This is a genomic window from Virgibacillus siamensis (genome assembly GCF_900162695.1).
Classification (GTDB): Bacteria; Bacillota; Bacilli; order Bacillales; family Amphibacillaceae; genus Lentibacillus; species Lentibacillus siamensis_A.
The window spans coordinates 1,654,732-1,677,019 of sequence record NZ_FUIH01000007.1 but is presented as its reverse complement, the minus strand read 5'-3'; the positions used below and the strand labels follow the sequence as shown (position 1 = coordinate 1,677,019).

Annotated in this window: 21 protein-coding genes, 2 tRNA genes and 1 pseudogene; 22 read left to right on the top strand and 2 right to left on the bottom strand. The window is 41.0% G+C overall.

From position 1 onward, the window contains the following. Window positions 1-22: 22 nt before the first annotated feature. From B1K71_RS12270 to uvrC, 7 genes are all read left to right on the top strand, one after another. Window positions 23-1,717, top strand: a complete 1,695-nt coding sequence (locus B1K71_RS12270; protein ID WP_077327312.1) for a long-chain-fatty-acid--CoA ligase — start codon at window positions 23-25, stop codon at window positions 1,715-1,717. 129 nt (window positions 1,718-1,846) lie between these two features. Beyond that, a complete protein-coding gene (locus B1K71_RS12265; RefSeq protein ID WP_077327309.1) occupies window positions 1,847-2,431 on the top strand; it encodes a TetR/AcrR family transcriptional regulator in 585 nt (194 codons plus the stop codon). An 18-nt stretch (window positions 2,432-2,449) separates the two neighbouring features. Beyond that, the gene (locus B1K71_RS12260; protein WP_077327306.1) at window positions 2,450-3,223 is read left to right on the top strand and encodes an enoyl-CoA hydratase; all 774 of its coding nucleotides are present in this window, start codon (window positions 2,450-2,452) and stop codon (window positions 3,221-3,223) included. A 16-nt stretch (window positions 3,224-3,239) separates the two neighbouring features. Further along, a complete protein-coding gene (locus B1K71_RS12255) occupies window positions 3,240-4,013 on the top strand; it encodes an electron transfer flavoprotein subunit beta/FixA family protein (protein WP_077327304.1) in 774 nt (257 codons plus the stop codon). Between the two features lie 27 nt (window positions 4,014-4,040). Further along, window positions 4,041-5,012 (top strand): electron transfer flavoprotein subunit alpha/FixB family protein, encoded by a 972-nt coding sequence (locus B1K71_RS12250; RefSeq protein WP_077327302.1) that lies wholly within the window; start codon window positions 4,041-4,043, stop codon window positions 5,010-5,012. A gap of 144 nt (window positions 5,013-5,156) precedes the next feature. Beyond that, entirely contained in the window at window positions 5,157-5,471 is a 315-nt protein-coding gene (gene trxA, locus B1K71_RS12245) for a thioredoxin (RefSeq protein ID WP_077327300.1), read from the top strand. An 89-nt stretch (window positions 5,472-5,560) separates the two neighbouring features. After that, entirely contained in the window at window positions 5,561-7,339 is a 1,779-nt protein-coding gene (gene uvrC / locus B1K71_RS12240) for an excinuclease ABC subunit UvrC (RefSeq protein ID WP_077327298.1), read from the top strand. 63 nt (window positions 7,340-7,402) lie between these two features. Here the strand turns inward: uvrC and B1K71_RS12235 are convergent, their stop codons facing one another. Then, on the bottom strand, window positions 7,403-7,840 hold the full coding sequence (locus B1K71_RS12235) for a DUF2507 domain-containing protein (protein ID WP_077327296.1): 438 nt from the start codon (window positions 7,838-7,840) through the stop codon (window positions 7,403-7,405). A gap of 310 nt (window positions 7,841-8,150) precedes the next feature. Here B1K71_RS12235 and B1K71_RS12230 point away from each other — a divergent pair, with 310 nt between their 5' ends. From B1K71_RS12230 to B1K71_RS12215, 4 genes are all read left to right on the top strand, one after another. Beyond that, window positions 8,151-8,771 (top strand): succinate dehydrogenase cytochrome b558 subunit, encoded by a 621-nt coding sequence (locus tag B1K71_RS12230; RefSeq protein WP_077327294.1) that lies wholly within the window; start codon window positions 8,151-8,153, stop codon window positions 8,769-8,771. 27 nt (window positions 8,772-8,798) lie between these two features. After that, entirely contained in the window at window positions 8,799-10,550 is a 1,752-nt protein-coding gene (sdhA, locus tag B1K71_RS12225) for a succinate dehydrogenase flavoprotein subunit (protein WP_077327292.1), read from the top strand. Window positions 10,551-10,566: 16 nt separating this feature from the next. Beyond that, entirely contained in the window at window positions 10,567-11,331 is a 765-nt protein-coding gene (gene sdhB, locus B1K71_RS12220) for a succinate dehydrogenase iron-sulfur subunit (RefSeq protein ID WP_077327290.1), read from the top strand. An 89-nt stretch (window positions 11,332-11,420) separates the two neighbouring features. Then, complete coding sequence (locus B1K71_RS12215) at window positions 11,421-11,864, top strand: acyl-CoA thioesterase (RefSeq protein WP_077327288.1); 444 nt, start codon at window positions 11,421-11,423, stop codon at window positions 11,862-11,864. Window positions 11,865-11,948: 84 nt separating this feature from the next. Here the strand turns inward: B1K71_RS12215 and B1K71_RS12210 are convergent, their stop codons facing one another. Then, window positions 11,949-12,173 carry a helix-turn-helix domain-containing protein gene (locus tag B1K71_RS12210; RefSeq protein WP_010651078.1) on the bottom strand — a complete coding sequence of 75 codons (225 nt, stop codon included), beginning with the start codon at window positions 12,171-12,173 and terminating at the stop codon, window positions 11,949-11,951. 330 nt (window positions 12,174-12,503) lie between these two features. On the opposite strand from B1K71_RS12210, the gene B1K71_RS12205 reads away from it, so the two are divergent. The 11 genes and pseudogenes from B1K71_RS12205 (at window position 12,504) to tig (ending at window position 22,208) form a co-directional block, all read left to right on the top strand. Next, window positions 12,504-12,956, top strand: a complete 453-nt coding sequence (locus B1K71_RS12205; protein ID WP_077327286.1) for a MarR family winged helix-turn-helix transcriptional regulator — start codon at window positions 12,504-12,506, stop codon at window positions 12,954-12,956. A 22-nt stretch (window positions 12,957-12,978) separates the two neighbouring features. Further along, on the top strand, window positions 12,979-13,794 hold the full coding sequence (racE, locus tag B1K71_RS12200; RefSeq protein ID WP_077327284.1) for a glutamate racemase: 816 nt from the start codon (window positions 12,979-12,981) through the stop codon (window positions 13,792-13,794). 104 nt (window positions 13,795-13,898) lie between these two features. Continuing rightward, window positions 13,899-14,984: a GerMN domain-containing protein gene (locus B1K71_RS12195; RefSeq protein WP_077327282.1), complete on the top strand. Its 1,086-nt coding sequence runs from the start codon at window positions 13,899-13,901 to the stop codon at window positions 14,982-14,984. Window positions 14,985-15,182: 198 nt separating this feature from the next. Beyond that, on the top strand, window positions 15,183-15,941 hold the full coding sequence (rph, locus tag B1K71_RS12190; protein WP_077327280.1) for a ribonuclease PH: 759 nt from the start codon (window positions 15,183-15,185) through the stop codon (window positions 15,939-15,941). 6 nt (window positions 15,942-15,947) lie between these two features. Continuing rightward, complete coding sequence (locus tag B1K71_RS12185) at window positions 15,948-16,535, top strand: XTP/dITP diphosphatase (RefSeq protein ID WP_077327278.1); 588 nt, start codon at window positions 15,948-15,950, stop codon at window positions 16,533-16,535. Window positions 16,536-16,555: 20 nt separating this feature from the next. Further along, a complete protein-coding gene (locus B1K71_RS12180) occupies window positions 16,556-17,074 on the top strand; it encodes a metallophosphoesterase (RefSeq protein WP_077327276.1) in 519 nt (172 codons plus the stop codon). A gap of 130 nt (window positions 17,075-17,204) precedes the next feature. Continuing rightward, window positions 17,205-17,275, top strand: a tRNA-Gly gene (locus B1K71_RS12175). A gap of 3 nt (window positions 17,276-17,278) precedes the next feature. Further along, window positions 17,279-17,352: transfer RNA gene (locus B1K71_RS12170), tRNA-Arg, on the top strand. Between the two features lie 325 nt (window positions 17,353-17,677). Continuing rightward, window positions 17,678-19,474: pseudogene (gene ggt, locus B1K71_RS12165) on the top strand (gamma-glutamyltransferase). A gap of 322 nt (window positions 19,475-19,796) precedes the next feature. Continuing rightward, window positions 19,797-20,777 (top strand): tetratricopeptide repeat protein, encoded by a 981-nt coding sequence (locus tag B1K71_RS12160; RefSeq protein WP_077327274.1) that lies wholly within the window; start codon window positions 19,797-19,799, stop codon window positions 20,775-20,777. A 138-nt stretch (window positions 20,778-20,915) separates the two neighbouring features. Beyond that, a complete protein-coding gene (tig, locus tag B1K71_RS12155) occupies window positions 20,916-22,208 on the top strand; it encodes a trigger factor (RefSeq protein WP_077327272.1) in 1,293 nt (430 codons plus the stop codon). Window positions 22,209-22,288: the final 80 nt, after the last annotated feature.

Sequence of the window (22,288 nt, the reverse complement as noted above, 5' to 3'; positions counted from 1 at the left end):
AGGAACAAGGAGGAGGAGTAACATGGAGAGAAAACCTTGGCACAATCATTATCCTGAAGATATTGCGGTTTCATTAACATATGATGATAAACCGCTGCATGGTTATTTAGCGAATCTTGCTGAAGAAAACCCGGAAAAGAAGGCGCTTCATTTTATGGGTAAGGAAATGACATTTTCCGAAGTATTTGCCGCGTCCAAAAAAATGGCAGGCTATTTACAATCCCTTGGCCTTAAAAAAGGAGATCGTGTTGCAGTAATGCTCCCGAATTGTCCTCAAGGTGTTATCAGCTATTACGGAACACTGATGGCGGGAGGTACGGTGGTACAAACGAACCCGCTCTATAAAGAGCGAGAACTCGAATACCAGTTAAAAGATTCCGGCGCAACATTTATTGTCTGCCTGGATATTTTACTTCCGCGGGTTACAAACATTAGAAATAATACAAATTTGAACCATATCCTTGTTACAGGGATAAAAGATTATTTGCCATTTCCGAAAAACATGGTATATCCGTTTATCCAAAAAAGGCAATATAAAATGGTTGTAAAACCGGAAGAAACGGATGACACCCACATTTGGAAAAATATCATGGAACAAGCGGATGGAAATTATCAGCCCGTCGAACAGGATCCAATGGAGGACCTGGCATTATTGCAATATACCGGGGGCACAACTGGCCATCCAAAAGGTGTTATGCTGACACATCGTAATCTTGTTGCAAATGTTCAAATGTGCAAAGCATGGCTGCATAAGCTGGATCCGGCGGAACAAATTGTAATGGGGGTATTGCCGTTTTTTCATGTGTATGGCATGACAACTGTTATGAATATGTCGATGATATATGGTTCAAAAATGGTTCTCCTTCCAAAGTTTGATGCGAAAGAAATGTTAAAAACCATTCAAAAGCAAAAACCGACTATTTTTCCTGGGGCACCAACGATTTATATCGGATTGCTTAATCATCCGGACTTAAAAAAGTATGATTTATCCTCCATTGAAGCTTGTATCAGCGGCTCCGCACCATTACCGGCTGAAGTCCAGGAACAGTTTGAAAAAGTTACCGGCGGACGATTGGTGGAGGGGTACGGGTTGACAGAAACATCACCTGTAACACATGCCAATTTTGTTTGGGCTGAACGTGTTAACGGAAGTATTGGGGTCCCATGGCCGGATACCGATAGTAAAATCTTCAATATGGATACGAATCAGGAAGCGGAAATCGGTGAAGTCGGGGAAGTTGCAGTAAAAGGCCCGCAAGTGATGAAGGGATACTGGGGAAACCAGGAGGAAACCGACAACGTTCTGAAAGATGGCTGGATGTTTACCGGGGACATGGGCTATATGGATGAAGACGGATATTTTTACATTGTTGACCGAAAAAAAGATATGATCATTGCCGGCGGATATAATATTTACCCAAGAGAAGTCGAGGAAGTGCTTTACGAGCATGAGGCAATTCAAGAGGCAGTTGTAGCTGGTGTGCCGGATGCGTACCGTGGTGAAACGGTAAAGGCATATGTTGTGCTTAAGTCGGGTCATGATGTAACAGAGAAGGAATTAAATGCATACTGCAGAAACAATCTGGCAGCGTTTAAAGTTCCAAGGATTTATGAATTTCGAGAAGAGCTTCCTAAAACGGCTGTTGGTAAGATACTAAGGAGAAAATTGGTTGATGAAGAGAAAGAAAAGATGGAACAAAACAGTAACACAAATTGAGCATCGGGTTCGTTTTTTGTACAATAGTTGTACAATCTATATTGACAGAAATGAATTGTATTTGTACAATGAAATATGAATGATGATTCATTCAGTTTTGCGGACTGGGGTGCCGCTAAGGAGATTGTCATGAAGAAAAACAAACCGAAATATAACCAAATAATAGAAGCTGCCGTTGTTGTAATTGCCGAAAATGGCTACCATGCTTCACAAGTATCCAAAATAGCAAAAAAAGCCGGGGTTGCAGACGGGACCATCTATCTGTATTTTAAAAACAAAGAGGATATTCTTGTATCTGTCTTTAAGGAAAAAATGGGACAGTTTATCGAGCAGATTGCCGCGGAAATTAATAAAGAAGAAAAAACCGACGAAAAATTGCTTACATTAATCCGGATGCATTTCAGCCAGCTTGCCAGTAATCATCACCTGGCGATTGTCACACAATTGGAATTAAGACAGTCAAACAGTGAATTGCGTTATAAGATAAATGACATTTTAAAGCCCTACTTGACTGTTATTGATGATATAATAAAAGAAGGCATGGATGAAAGGGCTTTCCGTAGTGATCTGAACATTCCACTTGTAAGGCAAATGATTTTTGGTACCCTGGACGAAACCGTAACAAACTGGGTTATGCAAGACCAGAAATATAATTTATTAGAATTGGCTCCTGAGGTACACAGAATGGTAATCCATGGCCTTTCCAATAAATAGAAATAGAGGAGGATCAAGTTGGGGACACTTGCATATGAAACAAAAGATAATGTTGCTTTGCTGACAATTCAAAGCCCGCCAGCCAATGCATTATCGACAAGCCTTTTAAAAGATCTAAACGAACACTTGGACAAAATTGAAAACGATACCAATGTAAAAGCGGTGATATTAAAAGGGGAAGGCAAGTTTTTCTCTGCAGGCGCAGATATTAAAGAATTTACTTCGCTTCAGGACGCCAGTGATTATCAATCACTGTCAGAGCGGGGGCAGAGATTATTTGACCGGGTTGAGAACTTCTCCATTCCTGTCATTGCCGCTATCCATGGTGCTGCTTTAGGCGGCGGGCTTGAGTTGGCGATGTCCTGTCATATTAGAATTGTTACGGAAAATGCTAAATTGGGGCTTCCTGAACTGACTTTGGGCATCATTCCGGGCTTTGCCGGTACGCAGCGTCTTCCGGGATATGTAGGAACAGCAAAAGCCTATGAAATGATATTAACCGGTACGCCCATAAGCGGGGGCGAGGCACATCAGTTTGGACTGGCGAATCATGCAGTCAGTGAGGAAGAACTTGTTGAAAAATCTATGAAACTGGCAACTGCAATTGCAGCCAAAAGTAAGCCGACTATCAATAATGTTATGCATTTAATTCCGTATGCCAAAACTGCCCGGTTTGCTGACGGCGTCCGGGAAGAGGCAGAAGCATTTGGTAAAATATTCGGTTCCGAAGATGCAAAAGAAGGCGTTCAGGCATTTATCGAAAAACGTAAGCCTAACTTCCAGGATAAATAGAAGGAGGATATCACATATGAACATTTATGTATTGCTGAAGAAAACATTCGATACAGAAGAAAAAATTGCTGTATCCAATGGCCAAATTGAAGATGATGGTGCAGAATATATCATTAATCCGTATGATGAATATGCGGTTGAAGAAGCCATTAAGCAGAAGGATGCCCATGGCGGTGAAGTCACTGTTGTTACTGTTGGAGATGAAGATTCTGAAAAGCAGCTTCGTACTGCTCTCGCAATGGGAGCTGATAAAGCTGTTTTGATTAACACGGAAGAAGATTTGGAAGATGGTGATCAATTCACTACAGCCAAAATTCTGGAAGCGTATTTTGAAGATAAAGAAGCAGATTTAATTTTAGCGGGGAATGTTGCAATTGACGAAGCAAGCGGTCAAGTTGGTCCGCGTCTTGCTGAGTCGCTCGGCATTCCATCTGTTACAACTATTACATCGTTGGAAATTGATGGGGATGCGGTCAAAATTGATAAAGACGTTGAAGGTGATGTCGAAAAAATCGAGACTTCATTGCCACTTCTGGTCACATGCCAGCAGGGGCTCAATGATCCAAGATACCCATCACTTCCGGGCATAATGAAGGCTAAGAAAAAGCCTCTTGAAGAATTGGAAATAGATGATCTGGATCTTGACGAAGATGATGTCGAAGCGAAAACAAAAACAGAGGATATTTTCCTGCCGCCTGAAAAAGAGGCAGGACGGGTTCTTGAAGGTGAAGTTGATGAACAAGTGAAGGAACTTGTATCCCTGCTTAAAGATGAATCGAAAGTACTGTAACCTTTTACTACGGAAAGGAGAAATGACATGAGTGACAAAATATTAGTTATAGGCGAATTAAGAGAAAACGACCTGCGTAATGTAACATTTGAAGCAATTGCTGCAGCAAAAACAGTTAGTTCTGATGGAGAAATTGTCGGTGTTATTTGCGGATCCGGTGATTTAAACAGCCAAGGTCAGGAAATGATTTACTACGGTGCAGACCGTGTTGTGACCGTATCAGACGATAAGCTGGAAACATATACACCGGACGGATTTGGACAGGCTGTAATGGGCGTAATCGAAGACGAATCCCCGGATGGCTTAGTGATGGGACATACATCAATCGGAAAAGATTTGACCCCGAAACTTGCCAGTAAATTGGAGACAGGACTTATTTCAGATGCTACAGAAATCTCGACTGATGACGGGAAGGTTGTCTTTACAAGACCGATTTATTCCGGAAAGGCATTTGAGAAGAAAGTAATTACGAGCGGACTGACGTTTGCAACGATTCGTCCAAACAACATTAAGCCCCTTGAGCGGGATGATTCACGTTCTGGAGAAGTTTCTGCCAAGAATGTTGATATTACAGACATTCGTACCGTGATAAAAGATGTGATTAAGAAAGCATCTGAAGGCGTCGATTTATCCGAGGCAAATGTTATTGTTGCCGGCGGACGAGGCGTTAAAAGCGAGGATGGATTTAAACCGCTGCAGGAACTTGCCGATGTTTTGGGAGGAGCGGTTGGTGCTTCCCGCGGTGCATGTGACGCTGAATACTGTGACTATTCGTTGCAAATTGGTCAAACAGGTAAAGTGGTTACGCCGGATTTGTATATCGCATGCGGAATCTCCGGCGCGATTCAGCACCTTGCCGGAATGTCAAATTCCAAAGTGATTGTGGCTATCAACAAAGATCCGGAAGCCAATATTTTTAATGTGGCCGACTATGGTATCGTTGGAGACATCTTTGACGTGGTCCCTAAGCTGACAGAAGAAATTAAAAAACTGAAATAGGGTAAGCGAGGCTGGGAATCATTGAAAAAAGTGCAATTCAAAACACTTTTGTCCCATCCTCTTGTATAAGCAAACTATTAGCGAGGATATAATAACGATGATATACTCAGTAAAGAAGTCAGCTTGATTGAGGAGGAATAGATAATGGCGATTGCACATGTGACAGATCAAAATTTCACTAAAGAAACTGCTGAGGGTCTTGTCCTTGCTGATTTTTGGGCACCATGGTGTGGACCTTGCAAGATGATTGCCCCGGTTTTGGAAGAAATCGATGGTGAAATGGGCGAAAAAGTACAAATTGTTAAGCTTGATGTTGATGAAAATCAGGAAACTGCCGGTAAATTCGGGGTAATGAGCATCCCGACTTTGTTGCTGTTCAAAGACGGTAATGTTGTAGATCAAGTTGTTGGTTTTCAGCCGAAAGAAGCTCTTGTTGATTTAATTAACAAACATGCATAACAACGTGTATAATACTATAATGGAACGTTAATAATCCCTTGTTGCAACATGTAGCAAGGGATTATCTTTAGTTAAAGGATGAGTTGATCATGAGTCAGCAAATAAGGGAGAAACTGGCTGTCCTCCCATCTCAGCCCGGATGTTATTTGATGAAGGACAGGCATGGAACAGTTATATATGTGGGGAAATCAAAGATGCTCCGGAACAGGGTCAGGTCATATTTTACCGTAGCAAATGATAAAAAAACACAACGACTTGTCCAGGAAATAACCGATTTTGAATATATTGTCACAACATCGGAAATTGAAGCACTTATTCTGGAAATGAATTTAATTAAAAAATATGATCCGAAATACAATGTGCTTTTAAAAGATGATAAGTCATATCCTTATTTGAAAATTACTTCGGAACGGCATCCAAGGCTGCTGATTGTCCGCAAAATCAAAAAAGATAAAGGTAAATATTTCGGTCCCTATCCGAATGTGCTGGCTGCAAGGGAAACGAAAAAGCTGTTGGACCGGTTGTACCCGCTCCGGAAATGCAACAATCCTCCCGGCAGATATTGCCTGTATTATCACATGGGACAATGTCTGGCATGCAGTGAAAATCCGGCTTCCGAGCAGACATATAAGGAAATCGTTCATAGTATTACATCCTTCCTTCATGGAGGACATAAAGAAATTAAAAGCAAATTAAAAAAGAACATGTATGAAGCAAGTGCTGATTTGAATTTTGAACGGGCAAAAGAATTGAGGGATCAAATCCAGCATATAGAAATTGTAATGGAACAGCAGCGAATGACCTTAAATGATCAAACGGATCGTGATATTATTGGTTTCGCTTACGATAAAGGCTGGATGTGTGTACAGGTATTCTTCATTAGACAGGGCAAATTAATTGAACGGGATGTGTCTATTTTTCCGTTTTTTGATGATCCAACAGATACATTTATCAGTTTTATTGGGCGGTTTTATCTTCATCATCATCATATTAAACCGAAGCAATTGCTTGTCCCAATCGGAACTGATACAAATCTGCTGAAAGAGCTCCTGGAGATTGATGTGCATACACCATTCCGTGGGAGAAAAAAAGAACTTGTCGAGCTGGCCGGAAAAAATGCTACCATCGCACTTGAGGAGAAGTTTTCCATTATTGAACGGGATGAAGAACGAACAATCAAGGCAGTGGAAGGTCTCGGAGATATGTTGCATATCGAGACGCCACATCGTATCGAGGCATTTGATAACTCTAATATCCAAGGTACAGATCCCGTATCAGCAATGGTTGTATTTACTGACGGAAAAGCAAATAAAAAGGAATACCGGAAATATAAAATAAAGAATGTGGAAGGCCCTGATGACTATGATACAATGCGTGAGGTTGTCCGGCGCAGGTATAAACGGGTGCTGAAGGAAAATTTGCCGCTTCCGGATCTTATTATTGTAGATGGAGGCAAGGGGCAGATGAGTGCAGCACTTGATGTACTTGAGAATGAACTTGGGCTGGATATTCCATTGTGCGGACTTGCGAAAGATGATAAACATAAAACGAGTGAATTGTTATATGGTGATCCGCCAGCGATTGTGACATTGTCGAGAAAGTCACAGGAGTTTTACCTTGTACAGCGAATACAGGAAGAGGTACACCGGTTTGCCATTTCATTTCACCGACAGTTAAGAGGGAAAAGTTTGTTTCAGTCGGAACTGGATAAAATTCCGGGAGTAGGCGAAAAGCGAAAAAGATTACTTTTGACCCATTTTAAATCGGTAAATGAAATTCGGAATGCGGAAATTGATCATATTACACGACTTGGTATACCTAACAATATAGCGAACGCCATTAAAGAACATCTGACAGCAAAAGAGTAGGCCGGAATAAACGGAGGCCTGCTCTTTTAATGACAATTATAGGGAAAAAACGATTCAAAAGGACTAATCTGTATAGATGACAGTAAATTCAACCAAGTGAATCTTTTTATTAATTTGTTCATTGCACTCACATGTTCTGTCATAAATCAGTTGCACGGATTCGGCCAGAAAACCTGATTCAAGACGAAAATCAGTTTCAAATGGTGCATTCATCCGGTATACTACTGCATCGGACATCAGCTGAAAAGTTAACTCTTTTTTCTTTTCTTTAACCAGTTCAAGCTTTCCCCAGCCAAGTTTTTCAAAGGCGTAGTTGATGTCTGAAATGGATTCGATATCCATTTTTCGCGCAATATTCTTCCCCATGAAATATAACAATGTGGAAGATTCAGGTCCCAGTAATTCAGGGAGCCCTAAATAACGAATTATGTCGTATCCGGCACCAGATGTGTGGAGGTCTTCCAAAATAGTAACCGGCAGCGTTTCTTTCGTATTTGCCATTGATGTCATCCTTTCGTTTCTGTAAATACTGATTATAAAATTCGCGAGTATCTTAATGATTTATTAGTATCATTATCTATTTAATCCGTCATCAGTGCAAGAACCCGCGTGTAATTTTTTCATTTTTGACTCGAAAAATGATAAATGTCACAGAGTCGTGAATTAAAGGTTTCCTTTCTTGACGCTTTTTAATGTTAGAAGTACAATAAATATGTCATAAATTGTACAATAATGGACAATAATTTCATATTGTCACCTGAATTTGTGCATTACTAAGAGTAGTATAAATCACATCTGAGGGGGGTAACACATGTCAGAGCATCGTGAGTTCTTTTACAGAAGACTCCATTCCTTATTAGGCGTAATACCAATCGGAATCTTTCTCATACAGCACCTGGTGGTAAACCATTTTGCTGTATACGGAGAAGAAAGCTTTAACAAGGCGGCGGCATTTATGCATGATTTGCCGTTCAGAATTGTATTGGAAACAGTAATCATTTTTCTGCCTATCCTGTTTCATGCAATTTTAGGTGTTTACATTGTTTTTGTGACGAAAAACAATTCAAAAAACTATGGCTATTTCCGAAACTGGATGTTTTATCTGCAGCGCGTAACAGGGATTATTACATTTGTCTTCATCGCATGGCACTTATGGGAAACTCGTGTGCAAATCGGTTTAGGCAATGCGGAACTGGATTATAACCTGATGGAAAATATTCTTTCCAATCCGGTAATGTTCTGGTTTTATATTATTGGCGTGCTTTCAACAACATTCCATTTCAGTAATGGCTTATGGAGTTTCTTGGTTTCATGGGGCTTCACCCAGTCACCAAAATCGCAAAAAATTGTTACATACGCTACACTGATAGTTTTTCTTGCGATCAGCTATATTGGAGTACGTGCATTAATTAAATTTGCTTATGGTGTTTAATTTTGAAAGAGGGAGTGAGTCATTACGATGAGTAATCGCAAAGTAGTTGTTGTAGGCGGCGGTTTGGCCGGACTTATGGCAACGATTAAAGCAGCAGAAGCGGGTGTGAATGTAGACTTGTTCTCCATTGTACCTGTTAAACGTTCTCACTCTGTATGTGCCCAAGGCGGGATTAATGGTGCAGTAAACACGAAAGGTGAAGGAGATTCACCTTGGAAACACTTTGATGATACTGTATACGGCGGTGATTTCCTGGCAAATCAGCCACCGGTCAAAGCGATGTGTGAAGCAGCACCTGGTATTATAAATTTACTCGACAGAATGGGTGTTATGTTCAACCGTACGCCAGAAGGATTGCTTGACTTCCGGCGCTTTGGCGGTACATCTGTACACCGCACAGCATATGCAGGGGCAACAACCGGACAACAGTTATTATATGCATTGGACGAACAGGTTCGTCGCTATGAAGTTGAAGGTTTGGTTACAAAATATGAAAACTGGGAATTTCTTGGTGCGATTCTGGATGATGATGGTGTCGGAAAAGGGATTGTTGCACAGGACATTAAAACACATGAAATTAAATCCTATCCATCAGATGCAACAATTATGGCTACCGGAGGACCGGGAATTATCTTTGGTAAATCCACGAACTCCATGATTAATACAGGTTCCGCAGCGAGTATTTTATATCAGCAGGGTGCAAAGTATGCAAACGGTGAATTTATACAAATTCATCCAACTGCTATCCCCGGCGACGATAAACTGCGCCTGATGAGTGAATCAGCACGTGGTGAAGGCGGACGTATCTGGACGTATAAAGACGGGGAACCATGGTATTTCCTTGAAGAGAAATATCCGGCATACGGAAACCTGGTAACACGTGACATTGCAACCCGTGAGATATTTGATGTCTGTGTTAACCAGAAGCTTGGTATCAATGGTGAAAATATGGTTTACCTTGACCTGTCACATAAGGATCCAAAAGAGCTTGATGTCAAGCTGGGCGGAATCATTGAGATTTATGAAAAATTTGTTGGTGAAGATCCGCGTAAAGTTCCAATGAAGATTTTCCCTGCTGTTCACTACTCAATGGGCGGTCTTTGGGTTGATTTTGATCAGATGACAAGCATCCCTGGAATTTTCGCTTGCGGTGAGTGTGATTATTCACAGCACGGCGGAAACCGGCTCGGAGCAAACTCATTGCTTTCCGCGATTTATGGCGGTTCTGTAGCAGGGCCGAATGCAATCGATTATATCGATGGACTCGACAAGCATGTTGAGGATATGTCTCCTGAATTGTTTAAGAATCGGGAAAAAGAAGAGCAGGAAATATTTGATGAGTTCATGAAGATGGAAGGCGACGAAAATGCTTACCAGATTCATAAAGAACTTGGTGAATGGATGACTGATAATGTAACGGTTGTTCGTCATAATGATAAATTGCTCAAGACTGATGAAAAAATCAAAGAACTTCAGGAACGCTGGAACAAGATTAATATCAATGATACTTCACGCTGGAGCAATCAGGGTGTTATGTTTACACGTCAATTGAAAAACATGCTGCATTTAGCACGTGTTATAACGATGGGTGCATATAACCGTAATGAGAGCCGCGGTGCGCATTACAAACCTGATTATCCGGATCGTAATGATGAAGATTGGCTCAAGACAACAATCGCAACTTTTGACAAGGAAAAGAATGCTCCAGAAATTTCCTATGAAGAAGTTGATACTTCACTAATTGAGCCAAGGTTAAGGGACTACACACAAAAACACTGAGGGGAGAAAGATATACATGGCTGAACAAAAAACTGTTAAATTTATCATAACGCGTCAAGACAGCCCGGATTCTGCTCCTTATGAGGAATCATTTGATGTTCCTTATAAAAAAAATATGAATGTTATTTCCGGACTGATGGAAATCCGTCAGAACCCTGTGAATGCGAACGGTGAAAAAACGACACCGGTAGCTTGGGATATGAACTGTCTCGAGGAAGTTTGCGGGGCTTGTTCAATGGTTATTAATGGAACAGCAAGGCAATCATGTGCTGCGCTGGTTGACAAATTGGAACAGCCTATCCGGCTGGAACCAATGAGCACATTCCCTATTGTTCGTGACCTTCTTGTCGACCGGGAGCAAATGTTTGATGCATTGAAACAGGTCAAAGCATGGATTCCAATTGATGGAACGTATGACTTGGGACCCGGACCTCGTATGCCGGAGAAAAAGCGTCAGTGGGCATATGAATTGTCTAAATGTATGACATGTGGTGTTTGCCTGGAAGCTTGTCCGAATGTTAACGATAAATCAAACTTTATCGGACCTGCTCCATTATCTCAGGCGCGACTGTTCAATGCACATCCAACAGGAGAAATGAACAAGAAAGAACGATTGGACGGTTTAATGGAAGAAGGCGGCATTTCAGGCTGCGGAAACGCGCAGAACTGTGTGCAAGTATGTCCGAAAGGGATTCCATTAACGACATCCATTGCTGCCATGAACCGGGCAACGAATATTCAGTCGTTCAAAAACTTCTTTGGAAGTGACCACGCTCATTAATATCGGATGGATTTCCGTTTACCATGACCCTTACCAGTTATACGGTAAGGGTCATTTTTAAAAGCATATAATGATAAGGAGCTGAGCATTTGCCTAAAATAGCCTATATTGATGACATAGACAAATGGAAATCAGAATTTTCATTTTATACCCCAATAAAAGTAAGGTTTTCCGAAACGGATATGTTTGGACATGTGAACAATGTTTCACCGTTTATTTATTTTGAGGAAGCACGTATCGAGTTTTTAAAGGCAGCCGGGTTATTTGACAGCAGCAATATAGGGGACGGTATGCCCATCGTAGCTGATCTGCAATGTGATTATCATAAACAAATGTTTTTCAATGACAATTTAAAATTGTATGTAAAGGTAAATTATGTCGGAAATACTTCCCTTGATGTTCACTATATGGCATTAAATGATCGGGAAGAGCTTTGTCTGACCGGACGAGGCAGAATGGTATACATAAATCCGCAAACCGGCAAGCCTGTTTCCATAGGTGAATCTATGAAAGAAATACTGGCAGCACTATAGGGCTCTGCCTTCACTTAGAAAGACAAAGCCTATAAATGCTTTTGGCAATAAACCCGGCTATGGTTATATGAATGCCGGGTTTATTTAGAGCTTTAATTCCCCCATACGAAGGAGCTCTACTACAGCTTGTGATCGCCCCTTGACTCCTAACTTTTGCATAGCATTTGAAATATGGTTCCGGACAGTCTTTTCCGATATGAACAATTCCTGGGCAATTTCTTTCGTTGTCTTGTCTTGTACTAGGAGTTCAAATACTTCTTTTTCACGTTTGGTTAATAATTGCTTCGGTTTGTACTCGTTGTCCTTCAAATGTTAACCCCTCCTTGCTGTCATAGAGCTGCAGATTGAAGGGAAATTATTTAGTCACTATAGCTTATGAAAGAATTATTAATCAGTGAGCACAAATCCGCGTAAAATCTGCGAAGCAAGCACATTTTCAATACATCAGCTGTCTTTTTTGGTATAATCTAGGTTAACTGCCATGTCATTACCGATATGGAGGCTAATTTGCTGAAGCATTCGCTAAAACAAATATAGAACGGATTGAATAAGATACAATATCAGGCAACAGAAAATAAACGTACAAAACAGATGCTTGTGTTATGATGTAAAAATAGAAAATTGTAGGGGGTTACCCGGTTGGAAAAGGAACTTTCACAAGAGACAATAGCAGACATCGAGAAAAGACTTCGCTACATATCCGGTGTTATCAAACAGAATGGGCGCAAAATATTAAATAATTATCCGATAACGGCACCCCAATTTGTTGCATTGCAATGGCTTTTGGAATATGGGGATTTGACGATAGGTGAATTATCCAATAAAAACGGGCTTGCATTCAGTACGACAACCGATCTGGTGGACCGGATGGAGAAAAATGAGCTGGTGAAGCGAATCCGGGACGAAAAGGATCGCAGGGTCGTGCGTATTCAAGTGTTGGATAAAGGAAAGACAATTATTAAAGAAGTTATTAAGAAACGCCAGGAGTATTTAGGGGAAGTATTTGCGAATTTTTCAAGTGAACAAACAGAAAATATGAATGAATTACTTGCCTTTCTCCATGAGCAAATGAAAATGGTAAATGAAAAATAACAGCATAGAAGAGGCGGTTTCGTTGGAAAAAGCAATAGGAGTTATCGATTCGGGTGTTGGCGGACTGACAGTTGCACATGAACTGATGCGCCAGCTTCCTAAGGAAAAATTAATATATCTTGGTGATACATTACGATGTCCATACGGTCCAAGGTCTCAGGAAGAAGTTAGGAGTTTCACTTGGGAAATGGTTGAGTTTTTGCTTGAGAAAGATATTAAAATGCTTGTTGTTGCATGCAATACGGCTACTGCATTTGCACTGGAGGATCTGCAGCAGAAACTGGACTTTCCGGTCATTGGCGTGATACAGCCGGGAGCGAGAGCGGCGATAAAGTTTACGCAGAATAACCATGTCGGGGTTATTGGCACCGAGGGGACGATCCGAAGTGAGGCATATACGAAAGCACTAAAAGGTATAAATGCAGGCATTCATGTAAATGCCCTTGCTTGTCCGCTTTTTGTACCAATGGTTGAAAAAGGAATATTGCATGGTGAACATGCCGAACAGGTAGTTCAGGAGATGCTTCATCCGATGAAGGCGAATAACCATATTGATACACTGATTCTGGGATGTACCCATTATCCGTTATTGAGGGATACAATCCAGAACGTTATTGGAAAGCATGTTACCATTATTTCGTCCAGTGAAGAAACAGCACGTGAGGCAAGTACGATTCTGGAATTTCATAACATGTTACGTCAGGAAGCTGATCCACCAAGACACCAGTTTTATACTACGGGGGAAATGGAAATATTCAGTCGTATTGCGCAGAGTATTTTTACAAAACCTGTTAATCATTTTGAATCCGTTACAATTGAAAAAGCAGTTATTTGTTAATTGGAATCCCATTAAAGGGATTCCAATTTTTTAAGGATTGGATGGTCTAATTTCGCGATGAGCTCGTATATATAATAGTACAAACCATCGTGGGAGGGAAGGACATGAAGAAGCGCAGAATAATGCTGCCGATTATACCTGTTAGTCTGGCCATTATACTGACTGGATGCTTTCAGGGGGAACAGTCATTAAATAATAAGAACGAGGAGATTGACCCGCCAAAAGAAAACGCTGAAGCTGTAAATGATCTGGAGAAAGCTGGCAAGGGTGAGGAAAAAGCCGTAAGTAAATCGGATGATAAAACTTCCGAAACTGTTTCAAGACAACTATATTTAATTGATTCCAATGGCATGGTAGCCTCACAAACCCTGGAGCTCCCAGTACCGGAATCAAAAGAAGTTGCTGCACAAGCTTTGGAATACCTTGTTAAAGGAGGCCCGGTTACACAACTGCTTCCGAACGGTTTTCAAGGTGTCTTGCCGCAGGGAACGAAAGTATTGGGAATGAATCTGAAAAAAAATGGAACGCTTGTTGTAAATGTATCAAAGGACTTCAAAAACTATAAAAAGAAAAATGAAGCGAAAATCCTCCAGGCAATGACATTCACACTGACGCAATTTGATAATGTAAAAAACATCAAACTGGAAATTAACGGAAAAATGCAGAATGCGATGCCGGTAAACGGAACACCGATTGGGAATGGTTATTCCCGTGCAAATGGTATCAACCTTGTTCAATCCGATACGGTTGATCTAATGGAAAGCAAGCCAGTTACACTGTTTTTCCCATCTGTACAGGGAGAAAATCAGTACTTCGTTCCGGTTACCAAGTATGTTAATGTTTCGGAAGGTGATGTATACAGTTCGATTGTACAGGAGCTGGTTGAAGGTCCCGGGGTCAGCACAAATCTGCAGCATGTATTTAACGAACAAGCCGAACTGGTTAGCAGTCCGAGTATAAACGATGGTGTTTTGGAACTCGAGTTTAGCCAGGGGGTTTTGAAGAATTCCGATAAAGCCGTCATTCCGGATAAAGTGATGGAAACACTTGTGAGAACTCTGACAGCTGATGAATCTGTTGAAGCTGTTGAGGTAAAAGTGAAAGATGTAAAGACCTTGTTCAATGAAGAAGGCAAACCTTATACCAAACCGGTAACAACACAAATGTTTGTGCCAACAGAAAAATTATAAAGCATTATGAAAAGGCTGTGTGAAGCAGCCTTTTTGTATGTATTTTTTGCTTGAAGCGCTTTAGGTTTTGATACAAGGCTTTTTTCATATTAATAAAGCTGAAAATAGGACACCTTTCGAAATGTATTTTCATGTTTCTTTCGTGCAAAATATGTTAGGATTACTCTAGCGAATGGTCGATAAGGAGGACTTTAGCAAGTGAGAAATGATCAGAGAAATAACAATCAATTACGAGAAATCGTCATCACAACTGATTTTGTAAAACATCCGGAAGGTTCAGTGCTTATACAGGCGGGCGATACGAAAGTAATCTGCAATGCCAGTGTGGAAGATAGGGTGCCTCCATTTATGCGCGGACAAGGAAAAGGCTGGATTACTGCCGAGTATGCTATGTTGCCGCGAGCTACCGACCAGCGAAATATCCGGGAATCGTCAAAAGGCAAGGTGAGTGGACGAACAATGGAAATTCAGCGGTTAATCGGAAGAGCACTTCGATCCGTTGTCGATTTAGACCAAATAGGCGAGCGGACAATTTGGGTCGATTGTGATGTTATACAAGCAGATGGCGGAACAAGGACCGCTTCCATTACAGGTGCCTTTGTTGCAGTTGTACTGGCTTTCGGTAAAATGCTGCAAAATAAAACAATCAATAAAATGCCAGTTACTGACTTTTTGGCTGCTATCTCTGTCGGGGTATTGCCGGATGGTACAGAGGCACTGGATTTAAATTATGCCGAAGACTCCGAGGCAGATGTTGATATGAATATTGTCATGACCGGAAACGGCGAATTTGTGGAAATTCAGGGAACCGGTGAAGAAGCTACCTTTACAAATGACCAATTACTTAAAATGCTGAGCCTTGCAAAAGAAGGCATTCAGGAAATTACGGCAATGCAGTACAAGAGTATCGGAGAAGTTGCAAGTCGAATCGGGGAAACTAAGAAGAAAGAGGACTAAAAATATATGAAGGATATTATAATAGCTACTAAAAATGCCGGAAAAGCGAAGGAATTTAAAACATTTTTTGCGAAATACGATGTTAAAGCTGTCTCATTGTTGGATTTAACGGAATCAATGGAAGATGTTGAAGAAACCGGATCGACATTTGAGGAAAATGCAGCACTGAAGGCAGAAACAATTTCCAACCGAATGAATACACCCGTTTTGGCTGATGATTCCGGATTAATGATTGATGCCCTTGATGGCCACCCGGGAATTTATTCAGCCAGGTATGCCGGTGAACCAAAAAACGATCAGGCGAATTTGGAAAAGGTGTTGGATGAACTGGACGGAGTTGAAGATCGAACAGCACGCTTTGTATGTGTATTGGCGGTTAAGATACCCGGTCAGGACACCTTTTTTAAGCGGGGAGAATGCGAAGGTAACCTGACCACTGAACCTAAAGGTGAAAATGGATTTGGATATGATCCCATTTTTGTTCCAGAAGGTTATACGAAAACGATGGCACAGCTGTCGGCTGAAGAAAAAAACCAGATCAGTCATCGGAAACATGCGATTGATAAACTGGAGGACTGGATCAAACAGCAATAGAAAAGATTGTGGGGTTAAGCATGAATAAAGTTTTAATCATCAGTGACAGTCATGGACTAACAACAGAATTGACAGATATTAAAAGCCGTCATCCAGATGTGCATATGATTCATTGCGGTGATTCAGAACTTGATATCGATGCACCGGAGCTTGAAGGATTTGTAAAGGTTGGTGGCAATTGTGACTTTGATTCCAGATATCCGCAAGAAGAAACAGTTGAAATCAATGGTCTGCGCTTTTTTATTGCACATGGACATTTGCATCGGGTTAAGAGTGGTTTGATGACCATAGCATACCGGGCAATGGAGGAAAACGCTGATGTGGTTTGTTTTGGTCATACACATATTGCCGGAGCGGAAAAAAGCGGTAACCTATTATTGATCAATCCGGGAAGCATAAGGCTGCCACGAATAAGGAATATGAAGACATACGCGATTCTTGAATGGGATACACCCGAACACGTTTCAGTTCATTTCTATACGTTGGACGGGGAAGCAGTTGAGGAAATTTCCATTAAAACATCGCTGGACAGAACATGATTTCATCCGGTTTTTTCCGGATGAAATGCTTTTTCTCTCTGTAAGTATTGACAAATTTTTTCATTATACATATAATGAATCTTGTCCGTTAAAAACGTTGATGGTTGATATTACATAGTAAATTAAATATGCGGGTGTAGTTTAGTGGTAAAACCTCAGCCTTCCAAGCTGATGATGTGGGTTCGATTCCCATCACCCGCTCTTGTCCCAGTAGCTCAGCTGGATAGAGCAACAGCCTTCTAAGCTGTGGGTCGCAGGTTCGAATCCTGCCTGGGACGTTATCTGATAGAAAAGCCTAATCCTTTGCATGGCAAGGGGTTGGGCTTTTTGGTTGAGCTATTTCAGGTTTTTGTTGGTCATTTATTGAGCGTCTAATAGTATTGTATTCTTCACGTAATTCCACCTCTTTTCTGGAACCTCCATTCAATTACATACACTTAATTCGGAATCAGTAATATTGAACGATATATGCAGAAATCGCTTTTTGTTCATATCCAACGATTTGAAACCCAAATTCTATTGGTATAAATAGGAAGAACGGCACTCAAAATATTTCGATTATTGTGCTATCATTTGTAAATAATTAATTAGGAGGGAGATATAATGCGCAATCTATTAAAGTTTCTTTCTGTTTTGTTAGCTTTGTGCCTACTGCTTGGTGTATACTTCCCTTTCATTCAAGCGGATGGACATGGCAAGCCGCCTAAAGATGATCTGCCAAAGTATCAGGTTGATGTAGGGAGAAAAGGCATGGTTGCAACATCCCATCCGGAAGCGACCAAAATAGGGGCAAGGGTCCTGTAACGTGGTGGTAATGCAGTTGATGCCGCAATCGCTATACAATTTGCTTTGAATGTTAGCGAACCGATGATGTCGGGGATTGGCGGTGGTGGTTTCATGATGGTTTATGATGCAAAGAAGGACAAAACTACTATCATTGACAGCCGTGAAAAAGCCTCATCCGGTGCGGAGCCGGATATGTTTCTGGATGAGAATGGAAATCCAATCCCCTTTGATCAAAGGGTAATGATGGGAGACGCAGTTGGTATTCCCGGTACTCTAAAAGGACTTGAAACAGCTTACGAAAAATGGGGAACAGTGCGGTGGAAAAAACTTGTTAAGCCTGCAGTGAAATTGGCCAAGCATGGTGTTGAAGTAAATTGGGTCCTTGCTGATGCTATAGAAGACAATCAGAAAAAGCTGTCAAGAAGTGCTGCAAAGGATGTTTTTCTTCCAAATGGAGAGCCGCTTCAAGAGGGCGACATCCTTATTCAGAATGACCTGACTCATACATTAAAAATGATTGCTAAACATAAATCTGATGCCCTTTATAAGGGGCCAGTCGCCGAGGCCTTATCCTCAACAGTCCAAAAATTTGGAGGTACAATAACCCAAGAAGACCTGGCAAATTACGATGTTACTGTTGATCAACCTTTAATGGGAACCTATCGTGGCTATAAACTAGCAACAATGCCCCCGCCAAGCTCAGGCGGTTTAACTGTACTGCAAATTTTAAACTTGCTTGAAGGCTATAAGATGAAACAATACGGTCCGCGTTCCCCTGAAAAATATAACCTTCTTGCTGAAGCGATGCATCTTGCGTATGCGGATCGGGGGGCATACATTGGTGATCCGAAATTTGTGGATGTCCCCATGAAAGGTATGCTGGATGATGACTATCTTGATCAGCGCCGGCAGCTAATTGAGCTTGGTAAAGCTAACAAAAATGTGAAGCCTGGTAACCCATGGGCTTATCAAGAGGGTGAGAACCCGGGTTATGTTGAACAGCCAAACGGTAAAAAGACTGGGCAAACAACGCATTTTACAGTGGCCGACCAATGGGGAAATCTTGTTTCCTATACAACGACAATCGAGCAGGAATTTGGTACGGGGATCATGGTTCCTGGTTATGGCTTCATGCTCAATAACGAAATGACGGATTTTGATGCTGTGCCGGGCGGTGCCAATCAAGTTAAACCAAATAAGCGACCGATGAGCAGTATGAGTCCGACGATTGTCTTCGATAAAAATGGCAATCCATTCATGACTGTCGGATCGCCTGGGGGTAAAACAATTATCACATCTGTAGCGCAAACAATCATTAATGTTATTGATTACGGCATGGATCCAAAGCAGGCGATTGAAGAGCCGCGGATCTATAGCCCCAATTATCCAGGCATCCGATGGGAAAAGGGGATTCCAAAAGAAACCCGAAGCGAGCTCGAACAATTGGGCTACGATTTTGATAAGAAGTCCAGAGATATTGGCAATGTGCAAATGATTATGGTCCACCCAAATTTTTATCTTGGTGCAGCTGACTCGACTCGCCAGGGGCGTGCATTAGGGATTGATCACGTTAAAGGAAATCACCATGGCCATCATAATGAACACGATGATTAATAATTTATGATAATGAATGCCTTGACCTCCAATTCGGAAGTTAAGGCATTTTTTTGCTCTTAAATACGAAACCCGGTACATTATAAAGAAGTACTTGTATCCTATCATGACGTATCAGATTAGTGTATAATAAAAGCCTTAAGAACCTTCATATGAAATGTCTGTTAAGGTCTTGGTAATTCCAACAGCCTTCCAAGCACTACCAGGATGTTGAAGGATCTATTATGAATAGGTCCTTTTTTATGTGAAGTTTACATTTTTAATAATCGGGTATGATATTAAATTAAGGGTATGAATATACTGCCAGGAAAGGAGTGGATACATGCTGAATAAAAGAGAAAAGGTCGTTCTATTTCCGAAGTGGAAAGAAACCTTGGAAGAAGAGAGTCTCATTGCCCTTAAAGAAAAACGGTATCACGAGGCGCTGTCCAAATTGGATAAACTGATAAGCTACAATATAAATACACATGAGATTGTTATTGGAAAACTTATCTGTCTTATGGAATTAGACCGTTATGAGGATGCACAGGAATTGTGCGAGGAATTGATGGCTGATAAAGATGAAAATTATTATCATTATGTACATATTTACCTGACAATATTATTTCAGACAAGCCAGTATTCAATGCTGATGGAGCAGGTGGAGTTTGAATTCGAGCAGTCTGGAATTCCGGAAATGATCCGTGAACAGTTCCAGCAGTTGTATGAAATGAGTAAGAAAATGAAGCATGAACTGCGGACCGAAAAATCTGTTGAATACATAGAAGAACTGATGCAGGCTGTTAAAAATGAAAATCATTTGCATCAATGGCGTATTATTGAGGAATTGCGAAAGGTTGAGGCGGTTCCGGTACCATCTGTGAAAAAACTGCTCGTTAATGGCGGGATTCATCCAGTTGTTAAAACCGCCATTTTTAATTGGTTTCAGGAAATGAATGTTTCCGAGGAAATCGAAGTGAAAAAGTTCGATTTCTATATGTCTGTGATTCCGACATCGGTGGCAAAAATCGATGCACATCCGGCTATGAAACGGACAATGCTTTTGATCAATGATTTGGAACAGAACAACCCGTCATTGTATAAATTGGTCGAGACGCTGCTTTACCGATACTGCTATGTCCGCTATCCAGTGATGCCCGATGGAGAAGAAATAATAATGCTTGCAGACGCTTTGAAAATAATAGGTGAATCGAATATGGAAATACATACAGATTATGTCGCGGAAAATGATGGACAGCTCATGCAAATGATGGAAGAAATCAAACTGTGTGAAGCACTTTATCTCAGTATAATAGAAGCTTAGTTATTCATATGTCTATAATTGTTGAAAGGCTTCGTAATTATGTTATAATGAGATGGTTGTAAATTTGATCATTAAGTATACCAGTTTATATTAATGAACGCGGCATTATTATGATATTTAGATTTTGGAGGGAATAACATGTCGGCAAAATGGGAAAAACAAGAAGGCAATGAAGGAGTATTGACATTTGAAGTCAGTACAGACGAATTCGAAAAAGGACTAGATCAGGCATTTAAGAAAGTAGTTAAAGATGTTCAGATTCCAGGCTTCCGTAAAGGAAAGGTACCACGCAAAATCTTTGAAAAACGTTTCGGCGTTGAATCTTTGTATCAGGATGCAGTTGATATTGTGCTTCCGGATGCATATGTAAATGCGGTTGATGAAACAGGTATTGAGCCAATCGAACAACCTGAAGTTGATATCGAGGAAATTGAACGCGGCAAACCGCTTGTTTTCACAGCTAAGGTTACTGTGAAACCGGAAGTCACACTTGGTGAATACAAAGGTCTTGAAGTGGAAGAACAATCTGTGGAAGTTACGGATGAAGATGTGGACCATGAAATTGAACATCAGCGTGAGCATCAGGCAGAATTGGTTATTAAGGAAGAAGGAACTATTGAAGAAGGCGATACTGTTGTCATGGATTTTGAAGGATTCATGGATGGTGAAGCTTTTGATGGCGGAAAAGGTGAAGACCACTCACTGGAAATTGGTTCCGGACAATTTATTCCTGGATTCGAGGAACAGTTGGTTGGCAAATCCGCCGGTGAAGATACGGAAGTAGAAGTTACCTTCCCGGAAGATTATCATGCAGCAGATCTGGCTGGTAAGAAAGCACAGTTTAAGGTTAAAATCCATGATATCAAAACAAAAGAGCTGCCTGAACTTGATGACGAATTCGCAAAAGATGTGGATGAAGAAGTAGAGTCACTTGATGAGTTGAAAACGAAGAAAAAAGAAGAACTGGAAACACAGCGCAAACAGGATGCTGAAAACCAGAAACGTGAATCGCTGATTGAGCAGGCTTCCGATAATGCGGAGGTTGATATTCCAGAAGCGATGGTGAATACCGAACTTGATCGCATGCTGAAAGAATTTGAACAGCGTCTGCAAATGCAGGGCATGACAATGGAAATGTATTTCCAATTCTCAGGTCAGGACGAAAATGCATTGAAAGAGCAAATGAAAGAAGATGCTGAGAAACGGGTTAAAACAAACCTTACATTGGAAGCAATTGTAAATGCTGAAAACCTTGAAGTATCTGATGAAGATGTTGATGAGGAACTTAGCAATATGGCATCCATGTATGGAACTGAGGTTGACCAGCTAAAGCAAATGCTTGGCGGAAATACTGATGCTATCAAGGAAGACCTCAAAATGAAGAAAGCCATTGAGTTTCTTGTAGATAACAGTAAAACAGTTGAAGCGTAGATAAGAGTTACCATATAAAATTAAAATTGACAAGGTGCGATTATTCGCACCTTGTTTCACTATTGTGGATAAAGCTGGAA